The 15,509-nt window shown below is 62.2% G+C and carries 13 protein-coding genes; 5 read left to right on the top strand and 8 right to left on the bottom strand.

Features of this window, described 5'->3' with window-relative positions:
- Nucleotides 1–265 precede the first annotated feature (265 nt).
- The 3 genes from ACNJYB_RS19265 to ACNJYB_RS19255 form a co-directional block, all read right to left on the bottom strand.
- Nucleotides 266–451 carry a hypothetical protein gene (locus tag ACNJYB_RS19265; RefSeq protein WP_439375368.1) on the bottom strand — a complete coding sequence of 62 codons (186 nt, stop codon included), beginning with the start codon at nucleotides 449–451 and terminating at the stop codon, nucleotides 266–268.
- 652 nt (nucleotides 452–1,103) lie between these two features.
- A complete protein-coding gene (locus ACNJYB_RS19260; protein ID WP_439375367.1) occupies nucleotides 1,104–1,364 on the bottom strand; it encodes a hypothetical protein in 261 nt (86 codons plus the stop codon).
- 13 nt (nucleotides 1,365–1,377) lie between these two features.
- Nucleotides 1,378–1,881: a recombinase family protein gene (locus ACNJYB_RS19255; RefSeq protein WP_439375366.1), complete on the bottom strand. Its 504-nt coding sequence runs from the start codon at nucleotides 1,879–1,881 to the stop codon at nucleotides 1,378–1,380.
- Nucleotides 1,882–2,338: 457 nt separating this feature from the next.
- Between ACNJYB_RS19255 and ACNJYB_RS19250 the strand changes: the two genes are divergently transcribed.
- Both ACNJYB_RS19250 and ACNJYB_RS19245 read left to right on the top strand, forming a co-directional pair.
- Nucleotides 2,339–2,467, top strand: coding sequence for a hypothetical protein (locus tag ACNJYB_RS19250; RefSeq protein ID WP_439375365.1), 129 nt, complete (start codon nucleotides 2,339–2,341; stop codon nucleotides 2,465–2,467).
- Nucleotides 2,468–2,519: 52 nt separating this feature from the next.
- A complete protein-coding gene (locus tag ACNJYB_RS19245; protein ID WP_439375364.1) occupies nucleotides 2,520–2,765 on the top strand; it encodes a hypothetical protein in 246 nt (81 codons plus the stop codon).
- A 1,054-nt stretch (nucleotides 2,766–3,819) separates the two neighbouring features.
- Here the strand turns inward: ACNJYB_RS19245 and ACNJYB_RS19240 are convergent.
- From ACNJYB_RS19240 to ACNJYB_RS19220, 5 genes are all read right to left on the bottom strand, one after another.
- Nucleotides 3,820–4,997 (bottom strand): IS3 family transposase gene (locus ACNJYB_RS19240; RefSeq protein ID WP_439368046.1). Its coding sequence is split into 2 segments (ribosomal slippage): nucleotides 3,820–4,700 and nucleotides 4,700–4,997, totalling 1,179 coding nucleotides; the frame shifts between segments, so codons are not numbered across the junction.
- Nucleotides 4,998–5,144: 147 nt separating this feature from the next.
- Entirely contained in the window at nucleotides 5,145–5,249 is a 105-nt protein-coding gene (locus tag ACNJYB_RS19235; protein ID WP_439375363.1) for a hypothetical protein, read from the bottom strand.
- Nucleotides 5,250–5,794: 545 nt separating this feature from the next.
- Nucleotides 5,795–8,164 carry a peptidase domain-containing ABC transporter gene (locus ACNJYB_RS19230; RefSeq protein WP_439375362.1) on the bottom strand — a complete coding sequence of 790 codons (2,370 nt, stop codon included), beginning with the start codon at nucleotides 8,162–8,164 and terminating at the stop codon, nucleotides 5,795–5,797.
- 4 nt (nucleotides 8,165–8,168) lie between these two features.
- Nucleotides 8,169–9,419: an HlyD family efflux transporter periplasmic adaptor subunit gene (locus tag ACNJYB_RS19225; protein WP_439375361.1), complete on the bottom strand. Its 1,251-nt coding sequence runs from the start codon at nucleotides 9,417–9,419 to the stop codon at nucleotides 8,169–8,171.
- A 139-nt stretch (nucleotides 9,420–9,558) separates the two neighbouring features.
- Complete coding sequence (locus ACNJYB_RS19220) at nucleotides 9,559–9,753, bottom strand: hypothetical protein (protein ID WP_439375360.1); 195 nt, start codon at nucleotides 9,751–9,753, stop codon at nucleotides 9,559–9,561.
- 526 nt (nucleotides 9,754–10,279) lie between these two features.
- Between ACNJYB_RS19220 and ACNJYB_RS19215 the strand changes: the two genes are divergently transcribed.
- The 3 genes from ACNJYB_RS19215 (at nucleotide 10,280) to ACNJYB_RS19205 (ending at nucleotide 15,505) form a co-directional block, all read left to right on the top strand.
- Nucleotides 10,280–10,891 (top strand): sigma-70 family RNA polymerase sigma factor, encoded by a 612-nt coding sequence (locus tag ACNJYB_RS19215; RefSeq protein WP_439375359.1) that lies wholly within the window; start codon nucleotides 10,280–10,282, stop codon nucleotides 10,889–10,891.
- Between the two features lie 122 nt (nucleotides 10,892–11,013).
- Complete coding sequence (locus ACNJYB_RS19210) at nucleotides 11,014–11,310, top strand: hypothetical protein (RefSeq protein WP_439375358.1); 297 nt, start codon at nucleotides 11,014–11,016, stop codon at nucleotides 11,308–11,310.
- A gap of 79 nt (nucleotides 11,311–11,389) precedes the next feature.
- Nucleotides 11,390–15,505: a hypothetical protein gene (locus ACNJYB_RS19205; protein ID WP_439375357.1), complete on the top strand. Its 4,116-nt coding sequence runs from the start codon at nucleotides 11,390–11,392 to the stop codon at nucleotides 15,503–15,505.
- Nucleotides 15,506–15,509: the final 4 nt, after the last annotated feature.

Raw genomic sequence — 15,509 nt, 5'->3', positions numbered from 1 at the left:
CGCTCCTACGAATTATGTGCGCAGCCGAACACTAAGCCGGCCTGCATTTCGACGCGCCTGCCCTTTCCGATTGATAATTTGGATGCGCGCTTTCAAGGCTGGCGCGACGGTTTGGGTCGACTTGGCGAGATAAATGACGGTGACCAAGGCCGGCATCCGTCGGGGATGCGCAGCCTAACCTTCGGGTATCCCGGCTTTCGCAGGTAATAGGCAGTGGTGCCGTGCTGGGTCTGGTACTCGTGCACGAAAGGCGGGTTGCGGCGTTTCATTTGACAGCATCCCACTCATTGACCTCTGCTGAGCCTGCATCCTGCCCCGGCCGGCCGGCAATGACAATGATTCGCCCTTCGGGCGAGACCTCGACCCGCGCGACCGGCAGGCCGGCCGCCATCACGGCCAGCACGGCCCTTTTGACGTCGATCTGGCGGAAGGTCTGCGGGCCGCGGGGCATGGATCAGTTTTGCACCCATTTGGTGCAGACGCGGAGGGTTGTTCCACTTATGCAGGGGGCCTGGGCGCCCGTGCGGGGGTCGCTGAGTGGACCTTCCATCTTGCCGGTCGAAGGGCCGGGCGACCCACGCCACGCGCTGGGCGAGCCGCGGAGCGCGGCAGTGTCAGCAATCGAACCGAACGGAGATCGAGGAATCGCTAGGCTGCGGACGCTGGTAACACACGGGGACACTTTGTTGCTGTACGAAACCTACGCAATCGCAGTTGATGTCGCGGGGATCATCGCCTTCGCGGCGCTCGTCGCTAGACCGCGACCCCGTCGCCGCACCGAGGGCAGACGACCCCGCTTGGTAAGGCGCGATTGAAGTTGAAGGGCTGAGGACATGAAGCCCGGCGAAGTCAGGCAACATCACCTCTCCTAGCATGGGTGGAACGGACCGCCGGCCCTGTCTGAAGTGCCATCAGGGTAACTTCAGCGGAGACGAGAGATCATCTGGGCGAAAGGTTCAGCCTGGGATTGGGGCGCTCTGTTGCCAGCACGGCCTTCGCGGCCGGATCAGCCTGAATGCGGTACACGGTCTGACCCACGCTATTCCCAGTTAGCCACCAGGTTCTCGTCAAGCTCAAGGATCGACGGCTCGTGATAGCGGCGTTTAACGATCCGTAGACTTTCGACTCAGCCGCGAAATCATCGATACGTCGACCGCAAAGCTCTTGGCGAGTTGCATGCGTAAGTCGACTACCTCTTTCGCGCGCTCGTCGGCGACCTGCATAGCGCGGCGCTTGGCATCGCGCAGACGAACGATCTCGGCTTTTGCCTCGCGCAGCATCGAGCCCGTGCGCTCGATCTCGCGTGCTGCCTCGAGGCAGATGGGGGATCGCTCAGATTGCAATCGTTGCACCAAATCGGTCATGGGTCGGCCCTCCCTATTCGGCCAGGCGCGAGATCATGCTGATGTCGACCGCATAGCTCTTGGCGATCGAAGCCAGCATCTCGCCAGCGGCCCGGCGTTTCAAGGCCTCGGCGCGCTGGTGGGGTGTCAGCTTCGGCTTCCGGCCGAACCTCCGCCCCTCGGCCATTGCGCGCTTCCGCCCCTCGCTAGTGCGCTCGCGGATCAAATCGCGCTCAAACGATGCGATTGCGGCCAGCACGGCCAGGAGAAGCCGGCCCTGCGACGACGTCGTGTCAAACAACGGGTCGCCGAGGCTCCGGAACGCCGCGCCGGCCGCGCCGATCTGCTCGATTAGGTACAACAACTCGCGCGTCGAGCGGCCGAGCCGATCCAGCTTCGTCACCACGACGACGTCACCAGCCTGAAGCGCCAACATGAGCTTCGCGAGCTGGGGCCGATCGGCCCGGACGCCGCTAACCTTCTCGCGATATATCGTGGTGGCGCCGGCCGCCTTTAGGGCTCGGAGCTGGCCGGTCAAGTGCTGGTCTCGCGTGCTCACTCTTGCGTATCCAAGGGTTGCCATTTCGCGCCCCACTTTTGCAAGTAACTTCCGCAAAGTGTAACACATTGATTTTCCATGCCTAGGAGTTTCTTGCAAAACTCCTGAGTTTCGCAAATCGCCAAGGCGCGCTCAAAGATTAGGCGTCCCATCAGGAACGGCACCGGCCGGGCGGCCGTTAAATGGGGAGAGAGCGCGGACTTCAACCGCGCCCCGGCGCGCCGCCGCCTAAACCGCTTTGCCCCGTTGCGGCAGCGGCGACGCCTCACGGGAAGGTCACACCAATGCGGATTCATCTTCACCAAATCGACTGGATCTCGGTAACCGCCGGCAGCCTTCTGGTGGTCGGCTTCGTGGCCGCCCTCGCGGTCATGCTGGTCCGCTAGGAAAAAAATCCGAAGACGGGCGCGCCTGAAGGGAAGGTAGGCGGGCCCTGATGGAGGACAGGATCTGGATCGCCATTGCCATCATGGTGGCCGGGATGCTGCTGCTGGTCGGCGTGGCCGCGCTGCTGGTGCGCCAGCCCGAGCTGATCGACGCCGCGATAGCGCTGAGGAGTCCGTAGCGCGAAGCGCTCGCCACCCAGGGCGAGCGTGGCACCATGTGAGGACACGATCATGAGCGAGACCCCGGCGGAGATGGCAAGACTGATGAAGGTGGCTGAGGCGATCGTCGCCGAGCTGGAGCGGCAGGGCGTGGCCGAGGCGGTCGCAAATCTTGGGTTCGACCCGATGCGGATGGCCAAGGAAGTGATCCGGGCGGCGGACCGCGACGTGGTGCCCTTCCCTGGTCCACCGGCAGTAACCGGCAAACCTACCGGCAACCCGGCGGAGCCAGGCGGCGCGGCGGACCTGGATTGGTAGGGCGAAGCCCTCGCCGACCATGCGGCAATCGCCGCTGCTCCGGGGTTGCCGCGCGCGCTTGAGGCGGCGCGCTCCTACGTGCTCGGCGTCGTCTTGACAATCACGTTCATTGGCGGAGCCCGCGCGCGGTTGAGCGCGCGCTACGCCAGGGCTGACAGGATGCGCCGATTCGGCGCGTGAACGTCTCCGCCATGGCCTCTCACGAATCATAATCGTCGGGCGGTGAGGCCCCGGCCAGGGGCGGCCTCGATTGAACGCTGGCAAGGCCGAAGAAAGTTATTCAATATCAAGGCAGCGGGCGGATTACTTTGCTGGATTCGGAAATCAAGCCCAAAGACGAACAATCGATGACTTAAAATCACCGCGGGATAAGTTATGCGCTTATTCCGCCACGCCCTTCCCGTCAAGGAACGCATCAGGTAACGGGATTGGTAGGTAGTGCTTTTGCCGAGCACCACCTACCAGCCTGGTGGGGAGTCGACTCTCCGTCCGCAACGTCGAGCGTTGTCGCTTCCTCCAGGCCTTCTGTCAATCACATCGCGCGATGGCGGTTCGCGCCACGGAGACGCTTGGTCATGGATAAGTTGCTGGTGAGTTTGTGGGGAGTGAGCATGGCGTAGTGTTATCTCTATATCTGTACATTAAAGCAATCGTTTCAGCTTACGCAGGATTAAGGAACCAGCGGCGCTCGAAGACATGAGAGATCTTCGGCGCGAATTGCTCCAATCCATGTCCGGTCCCGCAGCCAAGTACGTTCAGGATGATCTCCAATTGATCGAAGATGGGCTGGAACAGCTCCGCCAGGCGCGCATCAGTGCTCCTTCTGAGCGTGCTCGGCCTCTAGGGCGCGGAGCAGGGCGGCAAGGCTGGGATACTCCACACCATCGCGAGCGTAGCGCTGCTCGCGGCCCGGAGCGCCACTTACCTTAAGCCGCGACACTTTGACCAGCTTGCGCGCTCGGGCGGGTTTTATGGGCTGCACTGAGTCTGAACTCGTAAGCGACCTACTGAAAGTGATCGCTCAAGTGATCCTCCACCGAAAAAATGGACAGGGTTAAGCTGCTTTTAGCTCCATCTCGATCGGGCTGATAAAGCCGATGGCGGAGTGACGGCGAACTCGATTGTAGAAGCCCTCGATATAGGCAAAGAGATCCCGTGTGGCTTCTGCCCGCGTTTCATAGTGCCGGTGGTGAACGAGCTCCGTCTTGAGCGTGTGAAAGAAGCTCTCCATCGGGGCATTGTCATAGCAGTCGCCCTTGCGGCTCATCGAGGCTCTGAGGCCGGTGGCTTGCATCAGCTTGCGATAATCCGCCGAGGCATATTGAACGCCGCGATCGGAATGGTGGATCAGGCCGGCATTTGGCCGCTGCGCCGCGATTGCCATCCGCAACGCCGCCAGAGGCAGCTCGGCGCGCAAATGATCCGCCATCGCCCAGCCGACGATCTTGCGGCTGTAGAGGTCCATGACCGTGGCCAGATAGAGCCAGCCCTGATCAGTCTGGACATAGGTGATGTCGGCGAGCCAGATGCGGTTCGGCGCGGCGGCGACGAAGTTGCGCTCGAGCAAGTTCGCCGCGATCGGGAAATCGTGACGGCTGTCGGTGGTGCGCACCCGTCGCGGCCTCGCCATGATGGCTCTGATACCGTGACGACGCATCAACCGCTCGATGCGACCACGGCTCGCTCCACGGCCTTGGGCTCTCAGCTCGGCATGGATGCGCGGGCTGCCGTAGCGGCCGTTTGTGTCGCGATGAACCCGCTTGATGTCGTCGACGAGCTCACGGTTGGCAATGGCCTGCTGGCTCTCAGGGCGCGCTCGCCAGGCGTAATATCCAGCAGGCGAGACGCCAAGCACGTCGCACATGATCGTCACTGGATAGTCGGCGCGGCGATCTTCGATGAAGCGAAATCTCATTTCTGAACTCCAGCAAAGATCGCAATGGACTTTTTTAAAATATCGCGCTCCATGCGCAGCCGGTCGTTCTCGCGCTGCAGACGAGCGATCTCCGCCGCGTGGTCCGCCGACGGCAGCGTCGCCTGCGTTGCGGGGCGCCGCGCCGCCGCCGTCGGCTCCAGCCGGGCCCCTCGCTGCTCCACCCACCGCCGTAGCACGGAATCACGCAAGCCAAGTTCCTTGGCAACCGAGCCGATCGAGCGACCGCTAGACGCTACGAGATCAACCGCTTGCCGCTTGTAGTCATCGGTAAACGAGCGACGTTGACGTCCTTCCATCCGACACCTCCTGGCTCTTCGAGCCTACTACGGGTGTCCATCAATTCGGAGGAGGTTCAAAGATAATCTGTACGAGGCTGTTCTTGACTCGGCACCGTTGCAGCCTCCTGTTGGGGGCGGTCAGGTATAGCGGCCGTTTCTCGGGGGTTACTTCTTAAGGCTATCGGCCGCATTGCGCCCGGCATCTTTGACGTTGCCCGCGGCCTTGTGCAGGTCACCTTTTGCCTTGTCGGCGTGGCCTTCGCGTTCCATTTCCTTGTCGCCGGTGAGCTTACCAGCGCCCTCTTTTAAGGCGCCCTTGGCTTTGTTCGCAGGTTGTTAGGTTCATGAACGCCCGTTCGAGGCCAGACGCGAGAACTCCAATGATCGGCGTCAATCCTAGGCGCACTTTGTCCCAAGGCGAATCGGAACTTGCGGAGTACGCATGGGCCCAGGCATCTGGGGCTGGAGCCGAGACGCACCGCGACCGCCCGACGCACCGGACTAAGGGCGGCGCACGCCGTTTGGCATCATCCGGCGCGGAATTTCCTATTTGAACAGACTCTTCGCCCGGCGGCAGCAGCCTCACATAGGTGCCGCTCTCGTGCAGCTAGAGCGAGCCGCGCTCGATCGCAAACTCGATGCCGGCGCCAAACCGATGGCGGTACGAGGTGCGCTAAACTCACGCATAGCAATCACCACAGTGGCAAAATTGTCGATGCTCAAGAGGACGCGGGCGACATCACCGACCGCGAACGCCCCTTCGCGGACCTCTGTGAGGCGCCATGCTCTTTTTCGGGCGAGTACGATTCCGCGAGTCAGCACCTTGAGAAATCGGTGTTGGCGAGCGCTTCACCCGCGTTGCGATAGCTGCCCCGCTTGCCGCCATCGCCAGCCAGATCGACATCGGAAGGATCCTTCTGCGGCTCACAGTCTTCCTTGCGCGGTTGGCCACAATCGTTGTTGCCATCGCTCCGGCCGGACACCGGATCGTCGGCTTGCTGCTCGGTCGAATGCTCGCTTGCCTCCAGCCGCTTAGCAACAGCAGCATCGCCACCCGGCGCGGCCGTTGGCGTTTGGCTTGTGACCCCGACCTGCAACGGGGCGGCCGCCGGCGCAAGATGGAGAATCATGTCGGCTCCGTGAGTGATTTCGGGGCGATGCGCCACGCTCACGCGCGTCATGTTCTGCTGCCGCAGATTGGCGTTGATTTCCCTCTCCTTGTCGGTGTCGAGATGCGCGGTACCTTCGTCCAGAAACAGGATCTTTGGCCGGCGATAGAGCGCCCGCGCCAGCAGCACTCGCTGTTTCTGCCCGCTCGACAGCGAGCTTCCCATGTCCCCGATCAGACTGTTGTAGCTCATCGGCATTGCCATGATGTCGTCGTGAATACCGGCGATCCGCGCACACTCGGTCATCCCTTGAAGATCGAATGTGGTCTCGAACACGCAGATGTTGTCGGCGATCGATCCCGACAGCAATTGATCCTCTTGCATAACCGCGCCGATCTGCTCGCGATAGGCGCGCGCTCCGAGCTGGGACAACGGGACGCCGTCGATCAGAACCTCTCCGCTCGTGGGCTCAAGCAGCCCCAGCATGATCTTGACAAGCGTTGATTTGCCGCACCCAGAAGGCCCCATGATCGTGACGAATTGTCCGGGAGCGACCGACAGGTTGACATTATTGAGAATGAGCGGCTCGCCTTCGGCATAGCGAAAGCACACGTTGCGCAGTTCGATGGCGCCGCGGATCGGTCGCATATAGGACAGGTTCTGGTCGTGGCCGCGCTCGAGCGGGGTGAGCGCAATGTCGGCGAGGCGCTCAAGGTGCAGTCCGAGAATGCGCAGGTCCACCAGCTTTTCGATCAGCAGCGCTGTGCGTTCGGCGAACTGCATCTTGTAGCTGACGAACGCGAAGATCATGCCGACCGTCATGAGGTTGTCGAGGGCGAGGCGAGCGGCGAGATAGATGGTGATGACGTTCTCCAGCCCGAATATCGTGTCGTTCATCGCCTTGAAGCTGATCTTCGCCCGGCCTAGCCTCACGGTGGCATTGACGTAGGCAGCATACCGATTCAGCCACTGGCTCTCCCGCTCGTTCTCCCGGTTCAATAGCTTCAGGCTCTGCACCGCCCGCAGCGTTTCGATGAAGGTGGAGTTCTCGTCTGCCTTGCTATGAATGATCGCTTCGCTCCGTCGCCGGAACATCCTGAACAACGCGAGCCGTACCGCCGCATAGAGAGCGAACGCGAACAGGACGATACAGCCGAGCTGGACGTTGTAGGTGAACATCAAGGCCAGCATCAGCACCGACATCAGGCCGTCGATCAGGCCGGTGATCAAGCCCTCGGCGAGCATGTTGCGGATCGGCTCGATCGAGTTGAAGCGCGACAGAATATCGCCTATGTGGCGCTTCTCAAAGAACGACAGCGGCAAACGCAAAAGATGATGAAACAGCCGCGCACCAATTTGAAAGCTCAACGTGTTCTGCAGAATGAGAACAATGAATGAGCGCGTCGCGGTCGAGCCTACCTTGATCAGCAGGAGCAGCGCGAACCCCAGCCCGAGCACAACCAGGAGATCAGCATCGCCTCTGGCGATCACCTCATCGACCGTGAGCTGCATGTAGAAGGGGGCGGCCAAGATAAGGCTTTCGATCACCAGCGATAGGATCAATATCTGAATTAGCGAATGAGTGCTGCCGCTCATGCCGCTCCAGAATACCGAGAACGGCAATCGCACCCTCTCGTCGGTGCGGCAGAACGCCTCGGTGGGCGAGAGCTCGAGCACGACCCCGGTGAGATGTCGCGCGGCTTCTTTGATAGGAAACCATTTCTCGCCAGCGGCCGGATCGTGCACCACGATGCCTTTTTTTCTGTAGGCCTTCAGGACGACGAAATGAGCCATGTCCCAATGCAAGATCGCCGGCAGCCGCAATTGCCCGAGATGGCCAACCTCGATTCGCAGCGGCCGGCAGCCCAACCCCAGATGAGCTGCGATCTCAATGAGGTCGCGGAGCGTCACACCTTTCAGCGATACCGGATGCCGCCGCCGCAGCGTATTCATGTCGGTGCGATGGCCGTGATAGGACGCGACCATCGCAAGGCATGCCAGTCCGCATTCCGTCGCCTCGGTCTGCCTGATGACCGGGAGCACCCTGCGTCCACTAAAATTCAACATTCCGTGCATGCAGCTACATCCTCGCGCTTAACACCGGATCGAGCAGCCACCGTATTAGCGAGCGCTGCTCCAGAATGACGTCAGCCCTGAGCAGCATGTCCGGCTGCAGCGGCATCTTGCGCCCATAGGCATCGATGTCGGGCCGATCGAGCGCCACCGTCACCCGGTATGCCGGTTCCTTCAGTGTGATCGGCCCAGTGGTTTCATTAGGCGTCAGGACGGCGTGCGAGACTTCTGTCACGCTGCCGCCATAGGCGCCGAACTTCTGATAGGGAAATGCATCGTACAGCAATCTCACCGGCTGGCCGGGCCGCACGAAACCAAAGGCACGCGTCGGAAAGAATAGCTGCGCCTGCAACTGCGCCTCGAGGGGGATGATCTCGAGCTGCATTTGTCTGGGATCAGCGACCTGGCCGACCGTCGCCTGCAGCGTGGACACCCGCCCACTCGTCGGCGCCTTGATCACGTAAGCTTGCCGTCCGTTCACCTCGGCGACGCGCTGTTCGATCGAGGAGAGATCACTACGCAGGACGCGAACCCGCTCGGCAACGACGGCCGGCAGTTGCTCGAGCGCATGCCGGGTGTCGGTCAATTGGCTCCGTCGTGCAGTGATCTGCTGATCGAGCGACACCACGCTCTGCTTTTGCTCGAGTGCGGCCTGCTCGCGGCGCTTCAGCTCGATCGGCGCCAAAGTTCCGCTTGCGGTCAGCTTGGCGCCCGTCGCTACGAACCCCTCGGACAGCTTCAGCCGTTCGTTCTGAATGTTCCGTTGGTCCTCGAGCTGGGCAATTTCTCCTTCCATTCCGTTGATCGACGAAGCAAGCCGATCCCGTTCCGAGGTGGTCCGCCGCTCTTCCGCAGCGATCTGCCGCTCGACCACATTGCGTTGCTGCCTCAGAACTTCGAGCACGGTGGCATTGACATCATTGCCATTGGCAGTGATTTGGGCGGTCACCACGGTCAGCAGCGGGTCGCCCTCCGCGACCTCCTGCCCCTCCTTCACCTTTATCTCTTTGATGAAGCCCTGCTGTGGCACGAAAATTTTGGCCGTGCCGGAGCTTGGCGTGAGATAGCCGACTACGGTTTCTTTGCGGGCGTATGACGCAATCGATAAGAAACAAACAATGAGTACGATGACCCCCGCAAAACTCCAGCTCAGGATCGTGGTCGATAATGGCTGCAGCGCGACCACCTCACCCCAGCTATGGCGCTGGCGCAAAAAGTCGATTGCTTCCTGGCGAAATAGAGCTGGGCGTGCCGCCATCTATGCACCGTGCGCTCTTATTCGTGAATCCAAGGGATTAAGGGATAACGGGATAGCCACAACAAGTCCCTGTGGGCTGATACCGTACAAGGTGGTGGAGAACCGCTTCCGCCATGGGGAAGCGGTTCGCCAACTCATCTTACCAGCACTTCTCTTGTTTACCCAGGGAGACATTGACATCGAGGTCGATATCGATACCGATACCGATGGTGACGCCGCCGCCGTTGCAGCCAGTGTTGCAGCCGCTGTTACAGTCGCGGGTGCCGCCGGCGGCGACGAGGTCGAGCTGCTCATTGGAGAGTTCGATAGGGTGAGCAAAGGTCATCTCGTGCATGTTGGTGTCCTTTCTTCAGTGGCGAGATTATTCGGTGTAATGGTTGCCACGTTATCACTAGCTGCTAGACGCCAAACCGGATGCACTGTCGGACAAATTTTCTGTGCGGCATTGCGAGGCGCTATTATTGATTCGCGTTTGTCATCGCGCCGGTCCGAATCAACTGCCGAATCGAACACGACATATTCGATGAAGACGTTTTCCTCCCAGCCTCAGCACGGGTCGAAGACTCAACGGCCTCGTATGGTATCGATGCCCACGCATGCAGTGCTATTGCGCGGCTGCCACAAGTTACAGTGCACTCGACATTGCCTACGGGAGCCGGAAGGCTTTTGAAGTGTGGCGCGCCGACTGCCGTTGATCGTCCAGGTACCAAGTTGAGAGCGTGCACCGAAGAGGCGCACGATCAGCTTTAAAAAAAAATTGAGGAACACCGAATCCCGTCGGAACGAAGTCCTGGCCACCTCGTTTGAACGCCAAAAAGCATTTCGCATTTGCTTGAAATGCAAGTCGCCGGCAGGCACGCATGTCCCATGAAGTTATGCAGTTTGTCGAGCCAGCTCGCGCCAGCGCAGCGCAGCAAGACACATCGCGATGCCAGACGGAACTTAATTACGAGAGGGCGCTGCTCGACTGCGCCTGTGGGTCGCAGTCGGCGGTCGGCGAGATTTACGCCCGGGAGAAGGACCACTTGCACGCGGTGGCGCACCGGATTGTGCACGACATGTCGCGCGCCGAGGACGTCATTCACGAGGCATTCGCGCAGATTCTCCGACACGCCGAAGACTTTGATCCTGCGCGCGGATCCGCGCGCGGCTGGATCTACGCGATTGTCCGCAACACGGCACTCAAAACGCTAGCGAACGCGAGGCGCGAGCTCGCACTAGAGGACGCTACCCTGAACGCCATCTGCGAGCGGGAACAAATGATTCCAAATCCGGCGTTCTGCATCCCAGACAGTATGGCGCTCCGAGCGATGCTTGATCAGCTGGAGCCAAACCGCCGCGCGAGCGTGTTGTTGGCGATTATCGACGGACGCACGCATGAAGAAATAGCTGAATACCTCAGAGTTCCCGTAGGCACTGTCAAGGCTTGGATCCGGAGAGAGCTCATGGCCATGCGCCGGCAGTTGGAATGACCGCGTGAATGTATTTTTTTCGCCGCTGCATCCATCGGCGTGCGGCGCCGATAAGGGTGATGGCGCGGTCTAGCTAGGGCGTTGCCTGCCGACCGTCGCGATCACCAAAGGAGGAGCGAGAGATGTCGGTGAGTAACCTTCCGGACAATCTCGGATCGGAACATGGCGACAGCAGCCCGTCCGAGGTCGGCGGCAACGACCCGGGTGAAGCGCTGGCCAAGTTCGACTTCTCTCACACTGATCTCAGCTCCCATGCTGAGTTCGGCTCACAAGGCCTGGATCATTCGGACACCCATGCCGCGCTCGCTGCAATGTCGCCTGACGATGCGCTCGATTACGCCATCAGCCAGCTGAGCATCGCGGATCACCTGGACGTAGGGCATCTCGACGCGCCCGTGGACACGTCCCACGACAGTTGATGACTCGACAACGGGGGTCACACGGCTCTCGAATGCTGGCTGGAGGCGGGAAAAGAGGAAACGATATGGGCGGGTAGTCATGAACGAAATCGAACAGCGCGATCTAATCGAGCAACGTCGTAAGAATTTCGAGGCCGGAATACGGCGTGCAGACAAGCGAACCGGCTCATTTGGTTTCTTGACTTGGTCGTTCTTCATTGCCCCGCTGATAGCCGGCAAAGAGTTTTTCTCCGCCACGGCGAGCGGCGTGGCGGCGGCCGAGGAAGACGCGACCACTGCGCAGAACGGCGCGGCACCGCATTCGACGAACGACGATGCACAGCTGACTGATCACTGGAAAACGAGCGCAGAGAATGCGGCAGCCAATAAGGTCGCCGGCTCCGGGGCAGTGGGTGCGCCTCAGATCGATCCAATCGGGGTTGCAGCGCCGCCGCATGAAGATGTGACTAAGCTGAGCGCAACCCTCGGTGAAGGGGTCGCTGTCGCCACGGGAGGCGAAGATGGACGGAGCGGCGATGATGCCGATTATCCTTACCATCATCATCATCATCATCATCATTGTTGTCACGACAGTGATGGCGCACCCGACGACAGCTCTGCCTATTCGGTGTCAATTAACTCGCAGCTTGGGCTCGATCAACCGCCTGCCGAGCTAATGCTTGAGTCCGAGCCGTCCAACGTGCCTGGAAGCCTATTTAGCCCATTCATGATGGCGTCCACACCCCAGCTCGGCTGCATAACTCATGACCTGTCTGATGCGGTCGCGCCGGTCGAGACCGCGGCGCAGACCGCAGCGACAACTCTGACCGACAGCGTGAGCAGTGTGAGCCAGGACCTGGCTGATGCGGCCGGGCTGGTCGAGGCCGCAGCACGGCCGACACTGACGGTTGTTGCCGACAGCGTGGGCAGTGTCAGCGACGATTTGGCCGATGCGGTAGCGCCGGTCGAGGTCACGGCGCAGCCGGTGGTGACGGCCGTGACCGACAGCGTAAGCGGTGTGAGCCACGACCTGGCTGATGCGGTCGCACCGGTCGAGACCGCAGCGCAGCCGGTGCTGACGGCTGTGACCGACACCGTGGGCAGCGCCAGTCAGGACATGGTTGATGCAGTCGCGCCAGTCGAGACCGTATTGCAGCCGGTGGTGACGGCTGTGACCGATCCCGTGAGCAGTGCCAGCCACGACCTGGCTGATGCAGTCGCGCCGGTCGAGACCGCGGCGCAGTCGGTGCTGACCGACAGCGTGAGCGATGTGAGCCACGACCTGGCTGATGCAGTCGTGCCGGTCGAGACCGCGGCTCAGCCGGTGGTGACGGCCGTGACCGACAGCGTAAGCGGCGTGAGCCACGATTTGGCTGATGCCATCGCGCCGGTCGAGACAGCGGCGAAGCCGGCGCTGACGGCCGTGACCGATGCCGTGAGCAGTGCCAGTCACGACTTGACTGATGCAGTCGCGCCAGTTCAGACCGCAGCGCAGCCGGTGCTGACGGCTGTGACCGACAGCGTGGGCAGCGCCAGTCAAGACCTGGTTGATACCGTAGCGCCGGTCGAGACCGCGGCGCAGCCGGTGGTGACGGCTGTGACCGATCCCGTGAGCAGTGCCAGCCACGACCTGGCTGATGCAGTCGCGCCGGTCGAGACAGCGGCGCAGCCGGTGGTGACGGCCGTGACCGACAGCGTAAGCGGCGTGAGCCACGATTTGGCTGATGCGGTCGCGCCGATCGAGACAGCGGCGCAGCCGGCGCTGACGGCCGTGACCGATGCCGCGAGCAGTGCCAGTCACGACCTGACTGATGAAGTCGCGCCGGTCGCGGCCACGGCGCAGCCTGCAATGTCGGCTGTGAGCGACAGCGTGGGCAGCGCCAGTCACGACCTGGTCGATGCGGTCGCACCGGTTGAGACCGCGGCGCAGCCGGTGGTGACGGCTGTGACCGACAGCGTAAGCGTTGTGAGCCACGACCTAGCTGATGCGGCGGTCGCGCCAATCGAGAACGCGGCGCAGCCGCTGGTGACAGCTGTGACCGACGGCGTGGGCACTGTGAGTCACGATTTGGTTGATGCAGCCGCGCCGGTCGCGGCCACGGCGCAGCCTGCAATGTCGGCTGTGACCGACGGTGTGGGCAGCGTGAGTCACGGCCTGGTTGATGCGGTCGCACCAGTCGAGACCGCGGCGCAGCCGGTGCTGACCGACAGCGTGAGCGGTGTGAGCCACGACCTGACTGATGCAGTCGCGCCAGTCGAGACCGCGGCGCAGCCAGTGGTGACGGCAGTGACCGACGGTGTGGGCAGCGTGAGTCACGACCTGGTCGTCGATGCGGTCGCACCAGTCGAGACCGCGGCGCAGCCGGTGCTGACGGCTGTGACCGACGGTGTGGGCAGCGTGAGTCACGACCTGGTCGATGCGGTCGCACCGGTTGAGACCGCGGCGCAGCCGGTGGTGACGGCTGTGACCGATAGCGTGAGCGGTGTGAGCCACGACCTGGCTGATGCGGTCGCACCGGTTGAGACCGCGGCGCAGCCGGTGGTGACGGCTGTGACAGACAGCGTAAGCGGTGTGAGCCACGACCTGGCTGATGCAGTAGCTCCGGTCGAGACAGCGGCGCAGCCGGTGGTGACGGCTGTGACCGACAGCGTGAGCGGTGTGAGCCACGACCTGACTGATGCAGTCGCGCCAGTCGAGACCGCAGCGCAGCCGGTGCTGACGGCTGTGACCGACAGCGTGGGCAGCGCCAGTCACGACCTGGTCGATGCGGTCGCACCGGTTGAGACCGCGGCGCAGCCGGTGGTGACGGCAGGCACTGAGACCGTCACCAGCGATGTTGCCGCGAGTACCGCGTCGGATGTGCCGACATCGGGGGCAGTCGCGACAACGGCCGCCTTATCGACCGATCCGGTGAGTGATGTGTCGCCTCCGGCCATCGAGGCCATCACCAGCGATCCTGCGGCGACTACCGCGTCGGATGTGCCCACATCGGGAGCGGCCGCGACAACGGTTGCCGCTTCGAGCGATCCGATCAGTGACGTGCCGCATCCGGCCATCGAGGCCATCACCAGCGATCCTGCGCCGACTACGGCGTCGGATGTGCCCACATCGGGAGCGGCCGCGACAACGGTTGCCGCTTCGAGCGATCCGGTCAGTGACGTGCCGCATCCGGCCATCGAGGCCATCACCAGCGATCCTGCGGCGACTACGGCGTCGGATGTGCCCACATCGGGCGCGGTCGTCAGCACGGCTGCTGCGCCGAGCGATCCGGTCAGTGACGCGTCGCATCCGGCCACCGACACCGTCGCCAATGATGCTGCGGCGAATATCACATCTGACGTGCAAACGTCCGGGTCGGCCGCTATAACTGCTCCTACTGCCAGCGATCCGGTCAGTGACGCGTCGCATCCGGCCACCGACGCCGTCGCCAACGATGCTGCGGCGAATACCACATCGGACGTGCAAACGTCCGGGTCGGCCGCTATAACTTCTCCGACTGCCAGCGATCCGGTCAGTGACGCGTCGCATCCGGCCACCGACACCGTCGCCAGCGATACACCTGCGAGTACCACATCGGGCGTGCAACCGGTCGCCACTACGGCTAACGCGACGAGCGATCCAGGCAATGACGTGTCGGCCTCGGCCGTCACCAACGACGCCGCTGCGAGTACGATATCAGACATTCACACGTCTGGGTCGGTCGCAACAACGGCTGCCGCGCCGAGTGATCCGGCTACGGACGTGTCGCCCTCAGCTACCGAGGCCCCGCCTGCAACTACAGCGTCGAACGTCAACACGAGCGAGCCGGCCATCGTCACGACCGCTGCTCCGAGCGATGCGCCTACCGACGCGTCACTCCCGGCCGACACCCTGCTCGCGCTCGCCACCTCGACTGACGCGCCGATCCAGGTGCCTGAAACCGCGCCGACCGCGTCCGCTGCGCCCGTCAACCCAACCTATCTCTCAGGCGACGTGATTGCCCTGAACGACGCGCCGCCGCCTCCAGAAAGCAGCCTCTACAGCGGAACTCAATATACCCAATATGGCGTTGCGCTGAGCGGAGATGCCGGCACTTCGGCGCCGGACGCCGTGTCTTCCGCCACATCGGCCCCGCAAAGTTCAGCGCCGGAGCTTGCCGATGTCCAGGAGCAGGCGCCGCCGCCTCCCGACATCGTGGATCCCACACATTCAACGGATCAGCACGCCATCCTATAGCGGG

This window comes from Bradyrhizobium sp. SMVTL-02, from assembly GCF_051853005.1.
Lineage (GTDB): Bacteria > Pseudomonadota > Alphaproteobacteria > Rhizobiales > Xanthobacteraceae > Bradyrhizobium.
Note: the sequence above shows the minus strand (reverse complement) of the source record. Positions and strands in the feature narration are given on the sequence as shown.